This is a genomic window from Sphingomonas sp. PAMC 26617 (assembly GCF_000242835.1).
GTDB lineage: Bacteria > Pseudomonadota > Alphaproteobacteria > Sphingomonadales > Sphingomonadaceae > Sphingomonas.
This window is the reverse complement of sequence record NZ_JH594425.1, coordinates 1517303-1540144: the sequence shown is the minus strand read 5'-3', so window position 1 is coordinate 1540144 and position 22842 is coordinate 1517303. Positions and strand designations below refer to the sequence as shown.

The following is a 22842-nucleotide window of genomic DNA, read 5'->3' as shown; positions in this document are numbered from 1 at the left end:
CCAACCGGTCGTTCAAAGCAACCTCGAGAGAATTTATGCAGGCAATCGCCGCGAAAGTATCAGACGAAGCTGGGTTGCTTTCCGCGCTGCGGACGACGCGGACCGAAATCGATGCGCTCCACGCGCTGTCCGACGCGCTGCGCACGACATCGCTGCGCCAGAGTTTTCTCCAGACCGTGGCCGAAATCCGGGCACTGACGGGTCGGCTGATCGTGACCGGGATGGGCAAGAGCGGGCTGGTCGGGCGCAAGATCGCGGCGACGCTGTCGTCGACCGGCACACCCGCGCTGTTCCTGCATTCGAGCGAGGCGAGCCACGGCGACCTCGGCATGATCAGCACCGGCGACATCGTGTTCGCGCTGAGCTGGTCGGGTGAGACGACCGAACTCGGGGCGATCATCGCCTATTGCCGCCGCTTCGGCGTCCGCCTGATCGTCGCGACCGCGAACCCGCAAAGCACTGCCGGCCGCGCCGCCGACATCTGCCTCGCGCTCCCGCAAGTCCGCGAAGCCTGCCCCAACGAGCTCGCCCCGACCTCGTCGAGCACGGTCCAGGCGGTCCTCGGCGATGCGATCGCGGTGGCGTTGACCGAACAGCGCGGCTTCTCGCGGCAGGATTTCTTCACCTTCCATCCGGGCGGACGGCTCGGCGCGCAGCTCACCACGATCGCCGAACTAATGGCGAGCGAAGCCGACGTCCCGATGGTGCGGACCGGCGCGACGCTGCTCGACGCGACGGTCGAGATGAGCCGCAAGCGCTATGGCTGCACCGCGGTGGTCGACGATCACGATACGCTGGTCGGCGTCTTCACCGATGGCGATCTGCGTCGCAGCTTCGCCAGCGAACGGCTCGGCGACCGGATCAGCGACTATATGAACGCGACCCCGATCACGGTGAGCCCCGACACGCTGACCTCGGATGCGCTGCGCATCCTCAACGAAAATGCGGTGTCGGTATTGTTCGTGTGCGAGAACACCCGGCTCGTCGGTGTCATCCACCTGCACGACATCCTGCGGGCGGGCGTTGCCTGAGATCGACGCGCCCGACCTGATCGTGGTTCCGGCCCGTTACGGGTCAAGTCGTCTGCCCGGCAAGCCGCTGATCGCGATTGCGGGACAGACGCTGCTCGCGCGCGTCGTCGCCATCGCCACCGAGGGCGCGCGACGCGCAGGGAATGTCGCGGTGGTCGTCGCGACCGACGACCAGCGGATATTCGACCATGCGCGCAGCCTCGGCTGTGACGCGGTGATGACCGATCCGGCAATCTCCTCCGGCTCTGGCCGCGCCTGGGCGGTCGCGCGCGACCGTGCCGTCGCGCCGTCGATCGTCGTCAATCTGCAGGGGGACGCACCGTTCGTTCAGCCCGGGCTGATCGCGACGCTGCTGGCGGCGCTCCGCGAATCGCGCTGCGCGGTGGCGACTCCGGTCGTCCCGCTGCCATGGCCCGCGCTCGATGCCTTGCGCGCGCACAAGGCGACATCGCCGTTCAGCGGGACGACCTGCGCGCGGCGCGCGGACGGACGCGCCCTGTGGTTCTCCAAGGCGGTGATCCCAGCGATCCGCGACGAGGCGCGGTTGCGCGAGGCCGACGCGCTGTCGCCGGTGTTCCGGCATATCGGGCTCTACGCCTATCGGTTCGCCGCGTTGCAGCGGTTCGAAGCCACTGCCCCGACGCCGTACGAGACGCTCGAGGGGCTCGAGCAACTGCGCTTCCTCGAAACCGGCGAGGACATTCTGACCGTGGAGACCGCCGCCTCCCCGCACACCATGTCGGGAATCGACACGCAGGCGGATGTCGCGATGGCCGAGCGGCTGATCGCCGAACATGGCGAACCGAACACGACATGGCGCTGAGCGTCGTCATCGTGCGCCACGGCAACACCTTTGCCGCGGGCGAGCCCGCCCGCCGGATCGGCGCGCGGACCGACCTCCCCTTGGTCGACAGCGGAGTCGCGCAGGCCGAGGCACTTGGCGTCGCGTTCGCGCGAGACGGGTGGCGGTTCGACCGCGCGCTGGCGGCACCGCTGCTGCGGACCCGCACGACGATCGCGGGGATTCTCGCACACCAGACCGACGCGCCTCCGGTCGAACCCGCCGACTGGCTGACCGAGATCGATCACGGTCCGGACGAGGCGCAGATCGAAAGCGCGGTGGTCGACCGGATCGGCGCGGACGCACTCGCGCGGTGGGACACGGAAGCGCTCGCCCCCGAAGGCTGGGTCGTCGATCCGGAGCGCCGGATCGCAGGGTGGCGCGGCCTGTTCGGCACCGCTCAAGGGCGCATCCTGATCGTAACGAGCAACGGCGCGGCGCGCTTTGCGCTGCTCGCGGTCCCTGCCCTGCAAGAGCAGGCTTCGGCGTTGCCCTCGCTCAAGCTGCGGACCGGTGCCTATGCGGTGATCGAGCGCGGCACGGATGGCCTGCGGCTCGCCGCATGGGACCGGCGACCGTGACCAGCCATCTCCCCATCCTGCGCGCTCCACCTTTTCCGGGGGGCGATGTTTCGATCACCGCCTCGGGTCCCGGAACCGGGGTTACTCCCACCCCTGCCGCAGTCGACCAGCTGTTCGAGGCGATCCGGGGGACCCAGGTCGGCGGCTGTTTCTGGGGCCGTGCCATGCCTGCGCCAACGCCGCGGGTGATCCATCGCGCCCGAACACGCACCGAAGCCAGCGCCGCGTTGGCATTGCTGCCGGAGGCGGACCGCACGGCCGCGCAATGGATCGCCCCCTCGGCGAAAGCGCCGGTCGATCCCTGGTCGCTGCTCCCTGACCTGACGACGCTGGTCGCGCATGGCGAGGACGAATGGGTCGCGCTCGGCGTGATCGCGGGTGTTCGCGTCCACCTTCTGACGCCGGGCCGGTTCGGCGCGCCGGGGGACGATGCCGCGACGCTGCGCGAGACGGTCGCGCGCGATCTGGCACGGACGCGCTATCGCGACCCGTTCACCGGCGGACCCACCGATCTCGACGCGACGATCGCGGTGCTCGGCGACTGGCGGCGCGTGTTCGCGGGCAACCACGACATCGTCGCCGGATGCGGGTTCAGCTGGTGGAAACGCCGCGAGATCGCCCGGTTCCTGTACACACCCGCGCACCCGCTCCGCTTCTTCCGCGCCGAACGCCGCGCGCTCGCGCTGGCCGCGCGACGGGGTGGCGCGATCGCGATCTGGCCGTCGCGCGTGTCGGCGCGGCTGGTCGCGCAGGCGGCCGAACGCAATATCCCGCTCGTCCGGGTCGAGGACGGGTTCGTCCGCTCGGTCGGTCTGGGCAGCAATCTCGTGCCGCCCTCGTCGGTCGCGGTCGACTGGCGCGGGATCCACTATGATCCGACCCGCCCGAGCGATCTCGAGGTGCTGCTCGCCACCGCGGATTTCCCGCCTGCGCTGCTCGCCCGCGCGGCGCGGCTGCGCGATACGATCCTCAAGGGCGGGATCAGCAAATACGGCAGCGACACCGCGCATACCTTCCCAAAGCGCGAAACCGGGCGGCGGCTCGTACTCGTCCCCGGACAGGTCGAGGACGACATGTCGGTCAAGCTCGGTGGCGGTGGCCTCGCGAGCAACCTCGAACTGCTGCGCCGGGCGCGCGCGCTCGAGCCCGATGCCGAACTCTGGTTCCGCCCGCATCCCGACGTCACCGCCGGGCATCGCAAGGGCGCGGTGGCGGAGGCGGAGGCGCTGCGCCATGCCGACCGGGTCGTCACCGGCGGCGGGATGGCACCGCTGCTCGATCTCGTCGACGGCGTCCATGTGCTGACGTCGCTTACCGGGTTCGAGGCGTTGCTGCGCGGGCGTGACGTGACGTGCCACGGCACGCCGTTCTACGCGGGCTGGGGGGTCACGCGCGATCTCGGCAGCGTACCCGACCGGCGCGGGCGGCAGCTCACGGTCCTGCAACTGCTGGCGGGCGTACTGATCCAATATCCGCGCTATCTCGACCCCGTCACCGCGCTTCCGTGCGCACCCGAAGTGCTGATCGCGCGAATGGGCGAAGGTGCCGCGCACAACCGCCTCGGGTGGGTGACACGGTTGCGTCAGCTCCAGGGTCGCCTCATCGGAGCCAGAACCGCGTGACCAATGCCGTCCTGCTCGATCTCTCGCGGCTGGTGTCGCGCGCGCGGCATCATACCCCATCGGGCGTCGACCGGGTCGAGATGGCCTATGCGCGCGGGCTCGCCGACCGGCTGGGCGACCGGCTGCACTTCACCGCGGTCCATCCCGTCTTCGGCTATGGCCGCCTGTCGAAGGCGACCGCAGTGCGCTATCTCGACCTGCTCGAGCGTCGCTGGGAAGCGGAAGGCGGCGGGCAGGAGCAGCGTTCGCTTGCACAAACGGTGCCGTTGCTGATGACGCTGCGGCCGACGCGCGCGCCCGCGCTGCCCGGAGCGGTATATGTCCAGGCCTCGCCGCATCACCTCACGCGCCCCGCGCTGGTGCGCCGGATCCTGGCGCGCGAGCAGGCGCGGTTCCTGTGTCTGGTCCACGACCTGATCCCGATCGAATATCCCGAATATGCGCGCCCCGATGGCGCCGCGCTCCACCAGCGCAGGATCGAGACGATCGCCGCGCTGGCGGATGGCGTGATCGTCAATTCCGCTGCGACCGGCGATTCGATGCGACCGTGGATCGACCGTACCGGGCGGTGCGTCGCAACACATGTCGCGTTGCTCGGCACGCAAGTGATGCCGCCCAGCGCCAGCCCCGTCGCGCTGCCGGACGTGCCGTATTTCCTTTGCGTGGGGACGATCGAGCCGCGCAAGAATCATCTCCTGCTGCTCAACCTGTGGCGCAGCTTCGCCGAGACGCTGCCGCAGGACGCGATCCCGCGGCTGATCATCGTCGGTCGGCGCGGCTGGGAAAACGAACAGGTCATCGACATGCTCGAACGCTGCCCGGCGCTGCGCGGGCATGTCGAGGAGCGCAACGGCTGTTCGGACCAGCATCTCGACGCGCTGCTGCGCGGCGCGCGCGCGCTGCTGCTGCCGTCGTTCGCGGAAGGCTATGGCATGCCGGTGGCCGAGGCGCTCGCGGTCGGGACTCCGGTGCTGTGCAGCGATCTGCCCGCGCTGCGCGAGGCGGGGAGCGATGGCCCCGATTTCATCGATCCGCTCGACGGGCCGGGCTGGCGGGCGGGGATCCTCGATCATTTCGCGGATGGCCCGATGCGGGCGGCGCAGCTGGCCCGGATCCCGGCCTACCGCGCGCCGACATGGGCAGCGCATATCGATATCGTGATGGACGCCATCGCCGCCCTGCAGCGATGACCGGGATGCGCGAAACCGGGACCATCCGGCCCCGGTCGCTTAGCGCTTCTTGTGCGGAATATAGGTCCCGAACACGCGGTCCCAGACGATCGCGGTGATCGCGAAATTGCCTTCCTGCTTGGCGTAATGATGCCGGTTGTGATGCTGCCGCAGCTTGCGCAGCAGCGGCCCGCGCATCGGCAGCTGATGACACGCATAGTGGATCACGTCGTAGACGACATAGCCGATCCCGAATCCCAGGAAGAGTACCGAGCCGGGCGCACCGAACATCAGGTAGAAGGCGATCCAGATCATCCCGGAAATCACCACGCTGACGATCGGCGGCATGATATTGCGATAGCGATCCCCCGGCATCGCGTGGTGATTGCCATGGGTCACGAAGATCAGGCGCTTCCACCACACGGAGTCCATCTTGAGATGGAAGATGAAGCGATGCATCGCATATTCGAACAGCGTCCAGATCAGCAGCCCCGCCGCGACCAGCGCGATCGACAGGCCAAGGCTGGTCGCACCCCAGCTTGCATACACCGCGCAGGACAGGAAGACCGTCCATGTCACAGCGAAGGCAGCAGGCGAAATCAACGTGAAACGCTCAAGTAAATCACTGCGGAAGAGCCGGATACGCGGCGCGGTCGACCTGTCATTCTTCATAGGCAGGCCTCGCAATTCTCGGTCCGATGCGTAATCATGGCTGTCGGTATGGTCAGAACGAGGCACCCTCTGTCAACCCGCAAAGCGGCAGAGTGGCGTCGCCCTGAGGGCTGATGCAGGGAGGCGTCGTAATTCACCCAAGTTCCGATAGAACCGCATATATGAATGTTTCATCAACCAACCGTATTCTTATCACGGGCGCTTCCGGAGGCTTAGGGGCCGCCCTCGCACGATATTATGCCGCGCACAACCGTTCGATCCTGTTGTGGGGTCGGAATCACGACCGGCTGGAAGCGGTTGCGGACGAGTGCCGCCGTGCCGGTGCCACCGTCACGATACGGTCGCTCGACCTGTCCGACAGCGCGGCAGCGATCGCGGCGGTGGAGGCGGACGATGCGGCGGGGGCGATCACCCTTGCGCTGCTGGTCGCGGGATCGGGCGACATTCGCGCATCGGGGGATCAGGTCGAGGATGCCGCGCAGATCGCGCGGCTGGGCCTCGTCAACTTTGTCGCACCCAGCGCGATGGCGGCGGCGCTGGCGGCACGGATGGCGGCGCGGGGGCGAGGCGGAATCGTGCTGGTCGGGTCCGCCGCGGCGTTCCATGCGCTGCCCTTTGCAGCAGGCTATGCCGGGTCGAAGGCGGGGCTGCTGCGCTTCGCCGAGGCCCTCCGGCTGGGAGTCGCGCAGCATGGCGTGCAGGTCACCGTCGTTTCGCCGGGTTTCATCGATACCGCCGCAGCCCGCGCCAACGCCGGCCCGCGCCCGTTCCTGCTGCAGCCGGACGACGCCGCCGCGCGAATCGCCCGGGCAGCGACAGGGGGACGGGGGCATGTCATCTTCCCCTGGCCGTTCGCGGTATTGCGCTGGGTCGACCGGCTTCTGCCCGCGCCCCTGCGCGATCGACTGCTGCGGGCGCTTACACCGCCGTCGGGGTGACCCTGGCCGATTCGCGCTGCGGCGCAAGGCAGTCGAGGATGCGGTGGTGCAACGCTGCGGGGGAGAGATCGACCGGGTCCGCTGCCCCCGGAAGGATCGCTCCGGCCGAATCGAACCGGAGCATGACGTAGGGCGTATGGCGCGCGCCACCCGGTGCGGTCACGCCCGGGATACTGGGGCGATGATCGCCGAAGAAGACCAGCAGCGCCGGACGGCCGCTGCGCGCGAGATGGTCGGTCAAATCCCGCAGCATCGCGTCACTGTTGCGAAGGTGCCGGAGATACGCCTCGCGCCGCCCCGCCGCATCGCGCGCGGTGTCGCTGTCCCACGGCCCGTGATTCTCCATGGTGACGGTGTACAGCAGCGTCGGGCCGCCATTGCGGTCGATCAGGTCGATCAGCGACCCGCCGAGCGCGCGATCGTCGACATAGCGCCCGCCCGTGCCGGGTCCGGCCCGCGGTGCCAGCGCATCCTCTCCGATCATCGCATCGAAACCGACCGCCGGCATCAGCCGGTCGCGGTTGTAAAATCGCAAATCATGCGGATGGACGAACAGGCTGCGATAGCCGGCCAGCTTCAGCCGCGCGGACAGCGCATAGGATGCCTCGCCCGCCGCGGTCAGGAACGGATCGTAGCGCCGGAACCCCAGCGCACTTTCGGCCCGGCCGAACAGGACGCCATATTCGGTCCGCATCGTATAGGCGCCGAAGCCGCTGACATCGAGCGTACCCCATTGCCATGCCGCCGCCCGCGCCGCGGCAAGCCCGGGCAAAGCATTGGCCGGGTCGTCGGTGATGTCGAGCGGATCGCAAAAGGATTCGCACTGCACCACGACGATCAGTTCGGGCAACGGCGCGCCCGTCGGATTCGGCCGGATCTCGATCGGCGCGCACCCGGCGGGATCCGTCGACCCACGCCAGCGCCACCAGTACAGCAGCAACGTCGCCAGCATGCCGTACCGCGCGAAATCCCCCGCGAGATCCGGCCGTGTCGCGACCCCGTCATACGCCAGCCCGCGAAGCAAGAGGGCCAGCACCCCGCCCGCCGCCAGTGCCACGGCGGCTCCGATGAGATGGGGCTGCGCCTGCCCCGAGAACAACAGCGCAAGCGCGATCACCGCGCCCCCCGCGCCGATCCCGAGCATCCACCGCTGGCCCAGCGTGATCGCCGTGAAATAGAACCGCGGGTGCCGCACGATTCCCGCCAGCAGCGCCAGATCCGAGAACACGATGGGCTCGCCAAGCATCCGGTTCTTCGCGTTGGAGGCGACCACGAACAGCCCGACCAGCGCAACGCCGACGACGGCGGAGACCACGACATTGCCCGATCCGGCAAGCAACACCCCGAACAGCGCAGTCATCATCAGCCCGTGCAACAGCATCCCGCGCCAGTGCCGCAGTCGCGTCGGGCGCGGTCGGGCGATCGCGTCGAGCAACAGCGAAAGGAACAGCATTGTCAGAAAAGGGATCACACCATCCGCCACAGAAGAGGTCGCGTCCCTGCCGCGCCGGAGCGCTGCATTTGGCACCGCAAGAGAGAAGCGCGACCGTCTATAGCGGCGCGTCGACAGGCTGTCACGGCCCGGCCACCCCGCGCAACCCCTTGGAAAACTGCCGCGCCGGCTCTATGGTAAAGACAATCCATGGTGTCTTTTGTCAGGCGCTTTCAGGAAATCAGAAGGAACTCAACGGATGTCGGATCAGCGTTCCGAGAAATCCGTCCCGCTATCGACAATCGCAGTGCCCGAAGTCCCGCAACCGCTCGCAACCCGCAACATCCTGTTGTTGCAAGGGCTGATGGGCCCGTTGTTCCGGCGGCTCGGACAGGTGCTGCGGCGCGACGGCTACGGCGTGCACAAGGTCAATTTCAATGGCGGTGACCGGCTGTTCTGGCGATTGCCCAACGGGATCGATTATCGCGGCAGGCTCGAGGACTGGCCCGCCACGCTCCGCAAACTGATCGCAGAGCGTGCGATCACCGACGTGCTGCTGTTCGGCGATTGCCGGCCGATCCACATGGCCGCGATCGCGGTGTGCCGCGACCTGCACGTTCCGGTCCATGTGTTCGAGGAAGGCTATATCCGGCCCGACTGGGTGACGCTCGAGCTTGGCGGGGTCAACGGCCATTCGACCTTGCCGCGCGACCCCGCGTGGTACCGCGCGCAGGCGGCGGTGCTGCCGCCGGCACCGGAACATCTGCCGGTCCCATCCTCCTTTCGCCGCCGCGCGATCGAGGCGCTGATCTATAACACGGCCGACGTGCTGACCCGCTCGCACTATCCGCATTGGGAAAACCACCGGCCGTGGCATCCGCTGGTCGAGGGCATGGGGTGGGTGCGGCGGCTCAACCGGCGCAAGGCCGCGGCCGCGCGCGCCGAGGCGGTCCAGGCGACGCTCGCGCACCGCGACGACCCGTACGTGCTGTTCCCCCTCCAGCTCGATTCGGACGCGCAGATCCGGCTTCACTCCTCTTTCGCGGGGATCGCGGACGCGTTGCGGATGGTGATCACCTCCTTCGCCGCGCACGCCCCGCCCGAGCTTCGGCTAGTGATCAAGGAACATCCGCTCGACAATGGCGTGCGCGACTGGCGACTGGAAACGATGACGCTGGCAGCGCTCCACGGCGTGACCGACCGGATCGATTATCTGGAGGGCGGGGATATCGTGCCGATATCGCTCCGCTCTCGCGGGATGGTGACGATCAACAGCACCAGCGGCACGCTCGCGCTGGCGCAGGGCATTCCGGTGATCGCGCTCGGACAGGCGGTCTACGATATCGAGGACATCACTTTCCAGGGCCGCCTGAACGATTTCTGGGCGAACCCCGGCAAGCCCGACGCCGCGACGTTCGACGCGTTTCGGCGCGTGTTGATCGAACGGTGCCTCGTCCCGGGCGGATTCTTTTCCGAGGAAGCGCTGGATAAGCTGACCAGCGGAATCGTCGCGAAAATTGAAGCGACGAGTCTGCTGCTCTCCACACCTTCTGCACGCGGGATACGGACGCGTTAACGACAATCGAACTCATATACCTTACCCGCATGCCCGTGGACTCAACGTGCGTAGCATGTTTTCAAATGCACCAATCGTTGGCGGCAACGCGGTTGAGACACTTTAATGCTCTGCGCTCCGGGCATTCGGCATTGCCGCATCGCTCGACTTGATCTCCACGCTATCGTATAAATGACGTAAATTGCCGGGGTAGGTCATCAAACATGCAGGGCCAAGTTGCACCGCATGTTGCTTTGGCGACTACGTAAATCTTCTTGCGAACCATCGTTACGGCACACCAGCAACCGTTAATCGTTTTGCCATCGGAAAAAGCATTTTTGCCGCCAGCGTACCGGTCAAAAAAGACCTGATACCAACGGCTACGCCAAGGACCGTGGGGTAGGATTTACACAAAATAGCTTGGCAAAATGTAACGTGTCTCTACGTATGTAGTAAATCCAGCGAGGATAATAAATGGTTCAACATAGCCAAGGCATTTTGAAAAGCCTTAATGATATTATCGATATGAGCGGATATGGTCTTGAGGTATCCCCATATTATGAGCCCTGCATTTCTAAATCATCGCATAATGTTGTCTATACCGACTATCTCGGCAATGATGCAATTCAAGCAAAGGCGCTGGAAAATCCGGAACTTAACGGCAAGATTGTACCGCTTGTCGACTTTGTTTGGGAACCCGAAAGACGTCTGTTGCAGTGCATGCACTCCGACCAGAAGTTCGAATACATCGTTGCATCACATGTAATGGAACACGTCGCCAATCCGCTCGGATGGTTACGAGAATTGTTATCAGCCCTTAATATTGGCGGCAGGATAGCTCTCTTTCTACCGGACCGAAGATTCACTTCAGATTATTTGAGGAACGAAAGCAGTTTCGGACAACTCATACAGTGGTGGATCGAGCAGCCCAGTTCACCGACCATAGGGCAAGTCCTCGACTTCATGAGCCATGGTCTTTCCTTGACGCATGATACGATTGTTAAATGGAATGACCCCGAGCATACGGCGAGCTTGCCTTTACATTATTCTTTTGCTGACATGATAAATACGGGGACGGCGCTGTATAATGATCGGCCGTACATAGATGTTCATTGTACCGTCTGGACATCAGATTCTTTTGCTCGCGTATTCAAGAAAGTAGAAGACAGTGGTATCATTGGCGTTAGTTTGGTAGATGTTATTAGTGATGAAGGCGAGTTTCTTGCCATTCTCGAGAAGATTGCTGAGCCTGCTTTCACACCGGTAGCACTGAAGACATCTCCGATAAACCCTGAGAATAGTCAACGTCAGGTGCTCGAAAGTATAGATCACAAGATAAACATACTTCGACATGACCTCTCGCACCTCATCCAGAAGACGCATGAAGCTACGGGTACCATTGATCGGACAGAGGATTTGATAAGGGCGTTGAACCCAAGCAAGGGCCCAAACAAGAAGTCGTTATTTAGGTGAAAAAACTACCGCCTTTTTAGGAAAAGACGAAAAATTCTACAAGGTCGATCTATCAACGATCGGGTGATAGGCGTCATGCACTAGCATGAGGCTAGCGCTGAAAATGACAGCCGGGGTTGACGGTGTTTCTGCAGGCTCGACTTCCGGCTTGTCGGAATTGAAGGATGGGCGAGGAAAAGTTGGCTCAGTGCGGAGCGTGACGCTTTGGCGGGAAACTAATGGTCGATCGAGAGCGTCTCGCCCCCTTCACACCACCCGGCGATTTGTGTTGTAACTGATCCCGTAACTTTTGAGGCCCGGCGGCGACGCTGCCGGCGTTTGCGTACTCCGCAATCGCTATCCGCCGTTATGCCACTTCCAGGACGGCATCGCTTTCCACCGTAGCGAGATCTGTCGCCCTGGTGCGAGACGTACCATTCGTACGTCTGCGTTACCGTATGGCATCCATGCCCCCAAAATCTCCATTTCCGTGATGTTTCCACCCCATATATAGATATCTACGTCACGGCCTGTTGCGTTGTTGACGGCCGTACCGGATTTTGGAACTACAGGCGTTTCGATGTTTCGCCGGTCCCTTATCCTTACGCCATGGTATCGAACTGGATTTACGAGCGGCTCAGCCATTGTAAAATTGCAGGCGATCAACTCGATCCATGCGGATTCATTCGCGGCGAAGCTTTCGATGCTCCAGTCTCGCAGATTGGAGAACTGACAGCCTTGAAAAACATGACCGCCCGACTTGTCAGAAACATGCTGCACAGCAACGGCGCAATTCTCGAACGTCATGCCGGTAAACGACAAGCCGAAGTTGAAGCCATCGACGATGTGCACACCCACGGCGGCATTACCCGCCGCCCCGCCAACGAAACTCATTGCCTCGACCTGTCTGCAGCGGAGCGCGGTGCCGGCGAAAGCCGTTTTACCGTCAGAATAGACGTTGCTCTTCAAGCCAATCGCGTAAGATCCAGGCGCGATATAATTGAGGACAACTCCAGTCGCTGATTGCTGCGCCGACGAGTTTTCAACGTAAACGTCCCGTATTCGCATCATGTTCACTGGGTCGGAAAAGTCTGAGTTGCCGATCTCGAACAAAGCTCGGTTCGTGTTTCCGATGACACTGAAACCTTCAAAGGTTGGATCAAACCAGTCCGTTAACGAAGCAAACTGCAAGCCGCCTGCTTTGAGCGACAGAACCGAACTACCCGGACCGCCTGTACCGATAATGGCAATCGCTCTGCGTGCGTTACGAGCAATTCGCGTCAAATCTATCGGCGCATGCGGCGACTGAAGTTCATAGCGCTCTGCCGGAATGAGAAGGGGAGTGCCGTCCTGCCGACATTGCGCGAGGCAGCGGAGAAACGCTTTGAGATTGATCTCGGGGCTCGCATCCGGGCGAGCTCCAAAACGTTCGATCGAAAGCGCGGGATTGAGGGATATATGTGCCGAATTTGGGGCCGTTGACGTTACGTTTGAGACGTCAACAGAAGCAACGCCGACCGATGCCGCTGCCGCGCCGCCGAGCAATCCACGTCGGCTCACGCCACGCTGTTCGCCGCTACTCAAGTGGCCGCTATCCTGTCCATTGCCAAAACGCCGTCACGACGGGGGACCTAGGCCATTCGGAGGCGTTCGAAGCGTCTCATTGCGATAGTCGGCAATCGCTAGCTCGATACTATCATATAGCTGAATCCGCCCCCCCCCGAGGATAGCGCCCATGTCGCAATACTGACGGATAGTGTCGACATTGTGCGACACGATAATGATATCAGAGCTCTGCGTCCGCTTGGAAAACTCCCGAAGCGCCTTTTCGCGAAAGCGTCCATCGCCAACCTCGGTTATCTCGTCGATCAGATAGACAGAAAAGTTGATCGCTAGACATGCACCAAAGGCGACCTTGGCGAGCATACCTGACGAATAGGTCTTCGTCTGGTTGTTCAACTGCGCACCCAACTCCGAGAAGTCAGCCACGTAATCATACAGTTCTCGAAAGTCTATGTCGTAGATCCGTGCCAAGAACTCTAGATTTTCCCGTCCGGATAGATCCGGATGAAATATCGTAGCTAATCCAAGCGGAAAGGACACGGATCCGGACCGAACGATTTTTCCCCTGTCAGGCATTTCGGTACCGGAGAGGAGTCGGATGAGCGTGCTCTTACCGGCTCCGTTCAGCCCAAGAACGCCCACGTTTCGCCCGGTTGGGAATGTGATCGAGACGTTGTTCAAGACAACGTTGGGCCGACCACCCCGTGGGTGATACGTTTTGGTGAGAGATTGGATATCGATCATTCGACATCAAGCATGCGTCGCCGCATGAGCTTCTCTGTGATGAATCCGATACCCAGAAGGGCAACGGCTAGGCCTGCCAGATATGTAACGCTGAGCCACTCTGGTCTCGGCTCATGAAAATAATGAAAACGTACGAGCTCGATTGTCTGCAAAATTGGGTTCCACGCTAATATGTCGCGCAGCCAGGGCGGCATTACGCGAGGAATGTAGAACGTACCGGAGCTGAAGTAGAGCACGGACGTCGCAGCCCCCCAGATACGTTCCCAACCGGCAAAGACGCTATTGATCGCAGCGTTGATCATACCAACGCCAAACGCTGCCATCCACAACAGCGCTAGGGCGCCCAGTACACCAAGCGGATCGATGGGCAATGCATCCATCCCTGCAAGCAGAAACAAGGAAATTAGGATTCCGGATACGATGATTTCCGTAATTCCTTCCAAGATCGCGCGTGCGATGAAAATGTCCGGAAGTTTGACACGGGGGATTTGCAGAAGTGGACGGTTTTCGGTAGCGGAACCGATGAGATGGCCCGCCGTATGCGTGAACAGGTGGAACGGAACGATTCCCGTAAAGTAGAATACTGCAAAACTGTTACCGATCGGCGGGAGGCCACCATGGCTCATCGTTTGGATCAACAGAATCATGATCCCGATGTGCGCCAGCGGCTCGAAGATCACCCACAGATATCCTATGCGCGACCTTCCAAACCGTGTTTTGGTCTCACGATGCACGAGCGCCAGGATTGAACGCCGAGTTAAGGCAAACCGATATCGCAAAGTCGGGGTAGCCGCGTCGGGCCGCTTGATACGAGCAGGTTCGGGGCTTGCTCGATTGGATTCCTGGAGAAGATTGGCGTAAATGTTTTTGCCCAGCAGCGCCTGGTAGACAGACAGGAACGCGATGTCATCCGGCTCTGCCTCCACAATACGCGCGCCGATCCTGACTGCGCTGTCGTACCGTCCCGCCTCGGCATAGACCGCAAAGGCAGAACGCAACGCCGGCAAGTCGGAAATGTGGTCGGCAGACAAGCGATCGTAGATTTCCGCCGCCTGCCGGTGACGGCCCAAGCCGCCGAGCACTGCAATATGATGATTGGCGTAAATGGGATTATCAGGCTCGATGACACGAGCCGCCTCGATCGAGTGCAATGCACTTTTGTAATCGGACAGGCTGGCGTGCACGACGCTGCCGATGAACAGTAAGTCGGCTGCCGACTCGTCCGATCGCAGATGAGAACGCGCTTCCTCGAAAGCCTGGATCGATACCAGGGCGTGCAAACGTACCGTATCCAGATATTGATGAGGGCCGATATTCCGACGCGCGCGCTGCTGGATCAGCAGCGCCAGGCGGAATCTGGCGTCGCCCAACGCGGCGGAAAGCGCCTGTATCACCTCATCGATATCTGCCTGCGCCGAACGAATGCGCTGCACTGAAGCAGACAATACGTCGCCATGTCGCCCGGATTGATTGAGCGCCGCTAACCAGAGATGGCGATAAATCGGATTGCCAGGGCTTTGTTTGACGGCGTCACGCAGAAAGAGTTCCGCGGACGTCGGGAGTGTAGCGCTGAGAAGCCAGGACCCGACATCGGCCATGAAATCGGGCGAACGGGCAGCCCGTCGGTCGGCCGATGTCGGCGTCAACGCGACAAACACCGCTTCGGCTAACGTCAGTAACGTTGGATCCGTGGGATACGCCGAAAGTCCGCCGCGGATTTCAACAGAAGCAGCTTCCGGATCGTTTCTCGTCAGCCCCGCTTCGGTATCCGCCGCTATCGTCGCTGGATCCAGATGGTCGGTCGAAATCATTGTAATTCCCGTTCTGTACGTGCCGGCTTCCGGCGGTCGGCGAACGCCGGCACCGTCAGATTACAGGAAATCCTCCAACTCGATGCCGTTCTGTGAAATCAGTTCCTGGCGACGGATGTCTGCCTGAACCATGTCCGCAACGAGATGCTTGAAGTCCTTCTCATGGGACCAACCGAGTTTTTCCTTCGCCTTGCTGGGATCGCCAAGCAAGAGCTCGACCTCGGCCGGGCGGAAGAAGTCTTTGTCGACCATCACGAGACGTTCTCCGGTAGCCTTGCAAATACCGACTTCGTCCACGCCTTCGCCTTCCCAGACCACCTGCTTGTCGATGTGGTTCAGTGCCACCTCGACAAACTCCCGCACGCTGTGCATTTCGCCGGTCGCAAGGACATAGTCGTCCGGTGTTTCCTGCTGCAGTATCAAATGCATGCCTCGAATATATTCCTGCGCATCGCCCCAGTCACGCTGCGCGTCGAGATTGCCGAGACGTAACGGCTGTCTGTGACCCAACGCCATACGTCCAACCGCCTTGGTGATTTTGCGCGTAACAAACAATTCGCCACGAAGCTCTCCTTCGTGGTTAAACAGAATGCCATTGGACGCGTGCATGCCATAGGCTTCTCGGTAGTTCACCGTTATCCAGTAGCCATAGAGTTTGGCAACGCCGTAGGGGCTACGAGGATGAAAGGGCGTCGTTTCCCGCTGCGGAATTTCGTGGACTTTGCCATAAAGTTCAGAAGTGGAAGCCTGATAAAACCGCGTGTGGTGCGTAAGCCCCGCAATCCGGATGGCTTCTAACAAACGAAGCGGCCCAATGCCGTCTGCGCTCGCGGTATATTCTGGGGTCTCGAAACTCACCGCGACATGGCTCTGGGCGGCCAGATTGTAGATCTCATGAGGGCGGGTATCGCCGACGATGCGGACCATCGACGAGAAATCAGTCATGTCGCCGTAATGGAGCTTCAGCGTACCGTTCGCCAGCTCGGGCGCGACGATGCGGCTCAGACGGTGAATGTTGGGCGCTGAGGAACGGCGAATGACACCGTGAACCTCATATCCTAGATCGATGAGATGGCGCGCCAGAAACGCCCCATCCTGACCGGTAATACCAGTAATTAATGCTATCTTGGACATGGTATTCCTCAATTGAACTTATGGCCGAAACGCGTCAGCTGCTGCACGATACTGTCTCTAATGTTGTATTTCGCATAGGCTTCCTCACGCTCATCTGCGTACAACCATGCCGACGGATTCTCAGCGCAAAACCTGATCTTCTGAGCAAGCTCGACATAGTTGCCCATGTCGAATGACGAAAACACAGTCCCAAAGTATTTCTTTGTTTCGCTAAAAGAATGGTTGTTCGCACATATCAACTTTGCGCCTGCCTCCATTCCTAAGACAACGACGCCGGACATGCTCTGACCGACTTCCGTGTACGGCAACACAGTCGCGTCGCAAAGGCGAAGGGCTTCGATGAACTCAGGATCGTCAAGAGTTCCGATGAAGCGAACCCGCTCGGAAGTGGGCACACGATCTGCAGACCGTGAATTGCCACCCTCCGTTTTCTCTGCCGGCCCGGACCGGGCAATATTCACTGTTGGAATCAACATGCGCGTCAGGCGGGCTTCCCGCAAATCAGCGTCATAAATCTCTTCATCAACATCATTGATCATATCGATCAAGGATTCAATATACGGGTGTACAGCCGTATTTGCCCGGATCGACTGCGGGTGATGGCTACCAAAGAAGGCAAGCTTGTAGTTGTTCGGCAATTCACCCAATGCCTGAATCGCTGTCTCGATTCCCTTATATTCCGAAATATATCCAAACAGACCGAATACTTTGTCGGTCTCCTTGAACCCATGCTTCTTCAGGAAGGCGGCACGATCGAATCGTTTGAGAGCGTCTGCGCGCTGCTCGTCGTTCAAAAACGCCAGCGGGTAATCGAAGCAATTTTTAAAATTGTAGATGTCGCGGACGACACGACGTTCCCGTCGGGTGTGAACTTTGATCCAAGCGTTCCGAGTCTTGGCTGCCTTTTGAACCATTTCGATGATGTCATGGTAGAGCACCGCATATTTCTGCCCGCCTGCGTACTTTTTCCACGGCTTGAGAGAACGCTTTGAAAAAGCATCGCTGATGGCATGTTTACGCTGGATATGACCTACGTCAATGCGATGCATCGTGAGAATCAGGTTCGGAGCGGCTTCGATGAGCCAGCCAATCCGGCGACGGATATCGGGAATTGACGCGCCAAACAGTCCGGCTTCAAATTGAATATTTACATAATCGTAATTTTCGAGCATCTTCGCGATGCCTTTGATATGCTTATCTGCGGGGTCGCGAAACAAATCGGCCTTTTTTTGAAGTAGAAACAAGTCGAGTGGAATAACATCCACTTCGACAAATTCAGTAAATCCCACCTTAAGTACATGAGTGTACGATGCATTTCCGCAATTTTCATTGTACGTGCTAACGATTGCCAGCCTTGCCATGCGAGATATTGCTCCGCGTTTAACTCAAGCCGGATCAGGCTCATAGGGTAGGAGTGGCCTATGATTGCCACTTGACGAAGTCAATTCGGACTAGCCAGCTGGGGCCAAAAATGCGCCATCCTACTGTACGTGGCTGACTGCCGCAGGCTCACTTGACCACGGGTCTTGGTACGGCAGCTCGCGCCGCCGTTGGGCCAAAATCGCCCTCGCCAAAACAGTACGGATGTGTGTTGGCACCTCCAGTTTTTGAAAAAGCACTTCCCCAACTGCAACCTTTTGTTGATCAGCCCTTGCAACCTTTCGCAGCATATTCGCCAGTAACCGGGATCGTTGAAAAGTCAGACCCGTAATTTGCTATAGTTGTTGCGAACCCATTCGACCGTTTCGGCGAGTCCTTTTTCCAAGGTATATTCACAAGTGAAACCCAAGCTCTGCAAGCGCTTAACTTCGTAGGAACGGGATAGTTGGCCAAGGGGCTTAGTAACATCGTACCTATGCACAACCTCGGGATAAAAGGCTGCGATAGAATCGGCCATCTGTCGTATTGAACACGAAACACCGGAAGCCAGATTATACCGTCCGTCACCTTTTTTCATCAATAACATGAGACCTTTTGCGGCATCCTTGCTGTAGAGAAAGTCGCGGGTTGGGGTACCGTCTCCCCAAACAATGACTTCTCCACCCTCGCGTTGGGCACGCTCGAATTTGGTCAGAAGAGACGGAATTACATGCCCGTACTCGCTGTTGAAACGATCATGCGGACCATACAGGTTGGTAGAAATCACGTAAGCGTAGTCGAGACCATACTGGCGCTGGTAACTCTCCAACTGCACGAGCATGCCACGTTTGGAAAAAGCATACGCGTATTCTGAACCGTGAGGCTCTCCAACGAGGGCATCTACCTCCTGCATCGGCTGCGGCAAACCATCTGCGTAAATAGCTGCCGACCCCATCGCGACGATTTTTTTGGCACCAGCGAGCCTCGTCGCCTCTACGACGTTGGTATTGATCAACGTGTTACGGCGAAAAGCATCACCCGGAAAAGTAGTATTGCCCCCCACGCCAAATACCGCACCGGCGAGATGATAAACTAATTCAGGCTCAGCCTTTTCGAAAAAGGAATTGGTCGAGCAAGGATCTTCGAGGTTGCAATCTGTTCGCCCACCAAGCGTGACGACATCAGCGCCAGTTTGCTCCAGACGTGCAACTAGCGCTCTACCGATAACTCCATTCGCTCCTGTCACAATCACGCGCTGCAAAACCATGCCCTTTGTAAAATTAGTTATTGAGAAGTGCTCTCGTGGTAACAAAAGGTGAGAAGAGCTGGTTGACTACCGAAACCAACTTAGTGGGAAGATTCGCTGAAGCGTTTGCAAAGTAGATGACATCCTTGTCTCTTACTTGAATCCGCTGAGCTAAAATATAGTTTTCGGGCTTCATAAAGTTAACGCGGAACACCTGTGGTGCCCCACGGTTGTTACGAAAGATGAAGATAGATTTCGGGTCTGCCTGGTTATCATTCGGCCCGCCGGCACGGGCAATCGCTTCCGCCAACGACAGCGTTGGAACGTCAAAACTGACCTGATTCACTCGACCGCTGGCGCCAAGCAAGCTATAACTACGGGGCGTCTTGATGATTTCGATCTGATCCCCGGGCGAGAGTATGAGATCGTCATCACCTCCAGGAGTAATCGCACTCAACCGCTGCTCGATGCGTTTTGACGCGCGGTATACTCGGACCATCGAGTCTGAGCTGGGCGCTACCGAACCGCCCGCAAGAACGATACCTTGACGCAATCGCGTAGGAACGACCCCCAGTGGAACGCGAACGCTCTGCCGGACATCTCCGGAGACGTATGCCGCGTTCGCCGTGCTGCTGATGATAGTCACAAGAACCTGCGGAACCTGGGATTTTCCTGCCAACCCCCGCTCGATCAGTCTCGCCACCTCATCAGGGGTACGCCCTACAACCCGCAGGCGACTGACGTAGGGCAACCGGATCGTCCCGTTTGCGTCGACGGTAATGTCGGCCATCTTCTCCTGGCTAGCGCTTACGGCTTGCGAGGATCCCGCGCTCGCATTGCCACTGCTTATAGGCGATGAGCTCGAACCGAACAGAGTGTAGCCAGCTTCGTAGATCACGATTCCCAGTTTGTCGCCCGGTACAATGACGTCGGTTGCAACGGTTTCTGCAAGCGCGGCCAGATGCGTTTGGTCATCATGGTCACTGTCTGTGGCAAGAAGGGCAGTATAATTCGTGGATGAAACGTCGATCACGTTTAGCGCCAACTGACTTTGGTCCCGTGCAATCCCGTTGACGATTTGATGCGCGGTAGGACCGCTGGTTGGTAACGTGCTGCACCCGCCCAACACGGGCAGAATACTTTTAACAAACCAGGCAAACGTGTTGCGCACGCGGGAGACAGATGGTTTCATGATCATACGCGCTCAAAAGCGTTTTCAAGGAATATCGTTACGACCGCCCATACGGCGGTCGCCAGAAGGGCAAATACAGCAAGATATTTGAATATCGAAGGATATGCATACTGGTCCGACAGGGTAGGCGGAACGATTGTCTCGAGGTAAAGATGCTGCTGGATATCCTGGGTCCTGGCGGACTGGAAGTTTGCCAACGCGGCCTGGTACCGCTTTTGGGCAAAGTTCTCGTCGGCCTGAAGGCGCTCGAATGCGTTGATTGCGCTTGATAGGCTTTGGCTGCGTCCGTTGTTTGGAGCCACCATTTCCAATTTTACCGCATTCAGCCCCGCTCGCAATGCCGACAATTGCTGGCGTAACACTTGCATCGTTGGCGCGCCTGGCGACAAATATGAAGAGCGGCTATCATATGCAGCCTGCACCTCCGTAATCTCGCTTTGCAGCTTTGCCTGCCGCTCTAGAACAGCGGTTGACGACTGCCGAGGATCAAGAATGCCTCGCTCGTTGCGAAGCCTGAAGATATTGGCATCGATCCGCCTCAGATCGCTTTGAGCATCAGCCAAATCCTTCTCTGCATAGCGCAACAAATCCCGGCGCGAGCGCTTGGACATGTCGTTTACGAGCGTCTCCGAAAGACGCAACGTCGCTTGGGCGATCTGCTGCGCATCTGCGGGTTTGAAAGCGAAGACCTTGACTACGATGGTGCCCGTCGTATTCTCAAAATACGCGTCGAGCATTCTGTTCCAGTATCGGGTAAGATCGTAATTTGAAGACTTTAAATTCAGTCTAGAAGTATAATCAATTTGGCCATCCGCATAAAGATCCTTAATCGATACCATTTTGTTCAAAGCTAACGCTGCAGCTTGACTTTCTAGATACTGAATAACCGCGTACGAGTTCTCATTAGCAGACGACGACAACGACAGACCTGGGATCTGAGGTAAGCTCATGTCTTTCTGTTGGCCTGCGCTGCGCACAAGTACCCGAAACTCCGACGAGTATTCCGGTGACACCACAAGCGTCAGATACAGAAAGAAAAGCAAGCTCGGGATCACAACGATGGCAAAGAAACCCGCTACCTTCGTTCGGAGCGCTACTGCCATACGACCGAGGCCTCTTGAGGTCTGCGTGGCAGGAATCGGTCGTTCCATATCGTCAACGCTCGGATCGCTCTGCGAATTCAACAAGCCCTTCCGCCCTTTCAGTTGCCCACAACTGGGCTTTGGTTCGACCCGGTTGAGCGATGCCGCGCCTTCTGCCTCTTATTGCGCCGCGGCGCAACTCGGAAGTCAGAGGGAGTTGAACGGCTTGCCGGAATGTATCGGATGCAGGTGATCCGGACGGACTAGAAGATTCTAAATTAGGGCACACGAGGCCGAATCGATCGGTCACGATAGCTGGGATCTCTCTGGGTAACCTCAGACGGCAATGCAGGGTGTGACCGCAACAGCTTGAAGGTCGGGCCATGAAAATATGCATGAAATTCCGCGGATCAGGGCACATGAACGCCAAGCGATAACCGCGACCAGTTCATCTCGGACAAAGCTTGACCTGAGACTCGCGGGTTGATTCAAGGCTGCCTTTTGGAGGCGGCTTTGGGTGAGCGGATCGGGGTATCGGACGACGAGTGGGCGCTGATCGGGCCGTTGCTTCCGCCCGAACACAGCCGCGGATGTCGGCCTGCAGGCGACAACCAGCGCTTTTTCGAAGGCATGATGGGAATGGCGCGATCGGGGGCGCAGTGGCGGCTGCTACCTGACGATTATGGCAAGTGGAACAGCGTGTTTCGGCGCTACCGGCGCTGGGTCGAAACGGGTGTGTTTGACGCCCTGCTGGAGACGCTGGCCGAGATAGTGGCGAGCGATACCAGCGCCGACATGATCGACAGCACGGTGGTCCGGGCGCATCATTGCGCCGTCGGGCTAAAAAAGGGGATCAAGAGGCCCAGGGACTCGGCCGCTCGCGCGGGGGCTTCACCACCAAGCTCCACGCCGGCTGCGATGGGCACGGGCGACCGATTGGCTTCGGCCAGACGCATGATGTGAAAGGCTTCGCTCCGCTGTTCCGTATGCTTGATGAACGCGTCGACGCGCTGCTTGCGGACAAGGGTTACGACGCACATACCATCCGCGCAGGGCTTGCCGCAGCCGGTGTTGAAGTGGTCATCCCCACCAAGTGCAATCGCCGCGTCCCCATCCCGCATGATTGCGAGAAACACCGCTGGCGGAATCTCGTCGAGCGCCTGTTCAGCAAGCTCAAGAACTGGCAGCGCGTTGCCACCCGAATGGACAAAACCAAGTAATCCTAACTCGGCATCGTCGCAGTCGCTTCGATCAAACTGTGGACACCCTTTGTCCACGATGCCTAGTTGCCTCGGCAGTCCCCACGAGCCATGGAGCCATGAGTGTTCGACTATGTATTCGCTTCAAACGATTTCTGCTCGTCGACTGCCGGGCAACACACAATGGTCATCCAATCGTGTATTTTATGATAACTGGTG

The 22842-nt window shown here is 59.8% G+C and carries 19 protein-coding genes and 1 pseudogene; 10 read left to right on the top strand and 10 right to left on the bottom strand.

Translation table 11 applies throughout. The features are described from left to right. Positions 1–35: 35 nt before the first annotated feature. Genes RH91_RS06700 through RH91_RS06680 form a run of 5 tightly spaced genes read left to right on the top strand, consistent with a single transcriptional unit; the run spans position 36 to position 5265 of the window. A complete protein-coding gene (locus RH91_RS06700; RefSeq protein ID WP_010161855.1) occupies positions 36–1031 on the top strand; it encodes a KpsF/GutQ family sugar-phosphate isomerase in 996 nt (331 codons plus the stop codon). Beyond that, on the top strand, positions 1024–1854 hold the full coding sequence (locus RH91_RS06695; protein ID WP_010161854.1) for a 3-deoxy-manno-octulosonate cytidylyltransferase: 831 nt from the start codon (positions 1024–1026) through the stop codon (positions 1852–1854). Before RH91_RS06700 ends, RH91_RS06695 begins: the two co-directional genes overlap by 8 nt. Then, entirely contained in the window at positions 1845–2453 is a 609-nt protein-coding gene (locus RH91_RS06690) for a histidine phosphatase family protein (RefSeq protein ID WP_010161853.1), read from the top strand. The genes RH91_RS06695 and RH91_RS06690 overlap by 10 nt, the downstream gene beginning before the upstream one ends. Further along, entirely contained in the window at positions 2450–4075 is a 1626-nt protein-coding gene (locus tag RH91_RS06685) for a capsular polysaccharide export protein, LipB/KpsS family (protein ID WP_232283426.1), read from the top strand. The genes RH91_RS06690 and RH91_RS06685 overlap by 4 nt, the downstream gene beginning before the upstream one ends. Further along, positions 4072–5265, top strand: a complete 1194-nt coding sequence (locus RH91_RS06680) for a glycosyltransferase family 4 protein (protein WP_010161851.1) — start codon at positions 4072–4074, stop codon at positions 5263–5265. The genes RH91_RS06685 and RH91_RS06680 overlap by 4 nt, the downstream gene beginning before the upstream one ends. 39 nt (positions 5266–5304) lie before the next feature. On the opposite strand, the gene RH91_RS06675 is transcribed toward RH91_RS06680, so the two are convergent. Further along, positions 5305–5823 (bottom strand): sterol desaturase family protein, encoded by a 519-nt coding sequence (locus RH91_RS06675; protein ID WP_232283425.1) that lies wholly within the window; start codon positions 5821–5823, stop codon positions 5305–5307. A gap of 206 nt (positions 5824–6029) precedes the next feature. Here RH91_RS06675 and RH91_RS06670 point away from each other — a divergent pair, with 206 nt between their 5' ends. Continuing rightward, positions 6030–6854, top strand: a complete 825-nt coding sequence (locus tag RH91_RS06670; protein ID WP_442852541.1) for an SDR family NAD(P)-dependent oxidoreductase — start codon at positions 6030–6032, stop codon at positions 6852–6854. Here RH91_RS06670 and RH91_RS06665 read toward each other — a convergent pair. Then, complete coding sequence (locus tag RH91_RS06665; protein WP_010161848.1) at positions 6835–8307, bottom strand: LTA synthase family protein; 1473 nt, start codon at positions 8305–8307, stop codon at positions 6835–6837. The two genes, RH91_RS06670 and RH91_RS06665, sit on opposite strands and share 20 nt — an antisense overlap. A gap of 238 nt (positions 8308–8545) precedes the next feature. On the opposite strand from RH91_RS06665, the gene RH91_RS06660 reads away from it, so the two are divergent. Together RH91_RS06660 and RH91_RS21545 are read left to right on the top strand one after the other, a co-directional pair. Further along, positions 8546–9862, top strand: a complete 1317-nt coding sequence (locus tag RH91_RS06660; RefSeq protein ID WP_037478602.1) for a capsular biosynthesis protein — start codon at positions 8546–8548, stop codon at positions 9860–9862. Between the two features lie 453 nt (positions 9863–10315). Next, a complete protein-coding gene (locus tag RH91_RS21545) occupies positions 10316–11314 on the top strand; it encodes a methyltransferase domain-containing protein (protein ID WP_081469513.1) in 999 nt (332 codons plus the stop codon). 336 nt (positions 11315–11650) lie between these two features. Here RH91_RS21545 and RH91_RS22285 read toward each other — a convergent pair whose 3' ends face one another. The 8 genes from RH91_RS22285 to RH91_RS06620 all read right to left on the bottom strand — a co-directional run bounded on the left by RH91_RS22285 (position 11651) and on the right by RH91_RS06620 (position 21445). Continuing rightward, a complete protein-coding gene (locus RH91_RS22285; RefSeq protein ID WP_157136870.1) occupies positions 11651–12877 on the bottom strand; it encodes a hypothetical protein in 1227 nt (408 codons plus the stop codon). 33 nt (positions 12878–12910) lie between these two features. Continuing rightward, positions 12911–13600 (bottom strand): ABC transporter ATP-binding protein, encoded by a 690-nt coding sequence (locus RH91_RS06650; protein WP_010161845.1) that lies wholly within the window; start codon positions 13598–13600, stop codon positions 12911–12913. Next, a complete protein-coding gene (locus RH91_RS06645) occupies positions 13597–15411 on the bottom strand; it encodes an ABC transporter permease (RefSeq protein WP_081469512.1) in 1815 nt (604 codons plus the stop codon). Before RH91_RS06645 ends, RH91_RS06650 begins: the two co-directional genes overlap by 4 nt. Before the next feature lie 60 nt (positions 15412–15471). After that, positions 15472–16545: a GDP-mannose 4,6-dehydratase gene (gene gmd, locus RH91_RS06640; protein ID WP_010161842.1), complete on the bottom strand. Its 1074-nt coding sequence runs from the start codon at positions 16543–16545 to the stop codon at positions 15472–15474. An 8-nt stretch (positions 16546–16553) separates the two neighbouring features. After that, the gene (locus RH91_RS06635) at positions 16554–17906 is read right to left on the bottom strand and encodes a hypothetical protein (protein ID WP_157136869.1); all 1353 of its coding nucleotides are present in this window, start codon (positions 17904–17906) and stop codon (positions 16554–16556) included. Positions 17907–18244: 338 nt separating this feature from the next. After that, positions 18245–19171, bottom strand: a complete 927-nt coding sequence (locus RH91_RS06630) for an NAD-dependent epimerase/dehydratase family protein (RefSeq protein ID WP_029623662.1) — start codon at positions 19169–19171, stop codon at positions 18245–18247. Between the two features lie 13 nt (positions 19172–19184). Next, complete coding sequence (locus RH91_RS06625) at positions 19185–20342, bottom strand: polysaccharide biosynthesis/export family protein (protein WP_198283233.1); 1158 nt, start codon at positions 20340–20342, stop codon at positions 19185–19187. 2 nt (positions 20343–20344) lie between these two features. Then, positions 20345–21445 (bottom strand): hypothetical protein, encoded by a 1101-nt coding sequence (locus RH91_RS06620; RefSeq protein WP_029623661.1) that lies wholly within the window; start codon positions 21443–21445, stop codon positions 20345–20347. A 462-nt stretch (positions 21446–21907) separates the two neighbouring features. On the opposite strand from RH91_RS06620, the pseudogene RH91_RS23455 reads away from it, so the two are divergent. Further along, a pseudogene (locus RH91_RS23455) lies at positions 21908–22162 on the top strand (transposase); the annotation flags it as partial. Between the two features lie 89 nt (positions 22163–22251). Continuing rightward, positions 22252–22644 carry an IS5 family transposase gene (locus tag RH91_RS21540; RefSeq protein WP_157136868.1) on the top strand — a complete coding sequence of 131 codons (393 nt, stop codon included), beginning with the start codon at positions 22252–22254 and terminating at the stop codon, positions 22642–22644. The last annotated feature ends 198 nt before the right edge of the window (positions 22645–22842 follow it).